Genomic DNA, 1,142 nt, shown 5'->3' with positions numbered 1-1,142 from the left:
TCCGGGAGAGTGAAGAGCGTTACAGAAATGTCGTTATGCATCAGACTGAGTTCATCTGCAGGTTTTTGCCGGATGGCACACACCTCTTTGTAAACGAAGCATACTGCCGCAGATTCAATAAAACAGAGGAAGAGCTCATCGGGACCCGTTTCAAACCTGTCATCCACCCAGATGATCGTGAGAAGGTAACCCGCCTGTTCGCCCAGCTCACACCGGATCATCCCACCGGAAAGATTGATCAGCGGATCATTTTACAGGATCACGATATCGTCTGGGACCGATGGATCACACGGGCATTCTTTAATGATGATGGCACTGTCCGTGAATACCAGTCTGTTGGCCGGGATATCACTGATCGCAAAGAGGTTGAGGAGACGCTAAGAGCCCAGCAGCATTTGCTTGAAGGTGTCCTGGATAACATATCAGACGTTCTGGCCATCCAGCATCCTGACCACAGCATAGAGCGCTACAACAAGGCTGGCTATGACCTGCTGGGCATGACCCCAGAAGAGGTGAAAGGGAAAAAATGCTATGAAATTATCGGGCGTGACCGGGAATGCGAGCCATGTGCCACCACGAGAGCGGTGCAGAGTGGGCAGAAAGAGCAGCTTGAAAAGTTTGTTCCGGAACTGGGCCTTTTTTTAGATTGCCGCAGCAACCCAATCGTAGATGAAGAAGGTAATGTTATCCTGATTATTGAGCAATTACGGGACATCACCAGGCAAAAAATTGCTGAAGAGCAGCTTCGTATCAGCGAGGGGCGGTTTAGAAATGTCATCGAGCTGCTGCCCCTGGCAGCCGCCATCATCGATCCGGATGGGAATTATACGTTCATAAATAACCGGTTCACCGAGATGTTTGGGTATACGCTCGAGGATATATCAGCCGGGAAAGACTGGTTCACTCTGGCATATCCCGATCCATCATACCGGGAAGAGGTGATCGCGGCATGGAAGGCAGACCGGTCAGCTTTAGGTCCGGGAACGGCGAGACCACGGAAATTCTGGGTTCGGTGCAGGAATGGGGATACAAAGTTAATATTCTTTCAACCGGTCGAACTGTGTGAAGGGTCCGAATTTATCCTGTACGAGGATATTACAGAGGACCGGCAGGTCTATGATCTCCTGATCAAAGAGATCGAC

1 protein-coding gene is annotated in these 1,142 nt (G+C 50.4%); it reads left to right on the top strand.

Going from position 1 to position 1,142, the window contains the following annotated elements:
* A partial coding sequence (locus tag D5S03_RS03360) for a PAS domain-containing protein (protein WP_287042667.1) occupies positions 1–1,142 on the top strand: 1,142 nt, incomplete at both ends.

Origin of the sequence: Desulfonatronospira sp. MSAO_Bac3, from assembly GCF_003838035.1 — a bacterium.
In the GTDB taxonomy this organism is placed as follows: Bacteria; Desulfobacterota; Desulfovibrionia; order Desulfovibrionales; family Desulfonatronovibrionaceae; genus Desulfonatronospira; species Desulfonatronospira thiodismutans.
The sequence above is the reverse complement of the archived record's forward strand: the minus strand, read 5'-3'. Positions and strand labels throughout refer to the sequence as shown.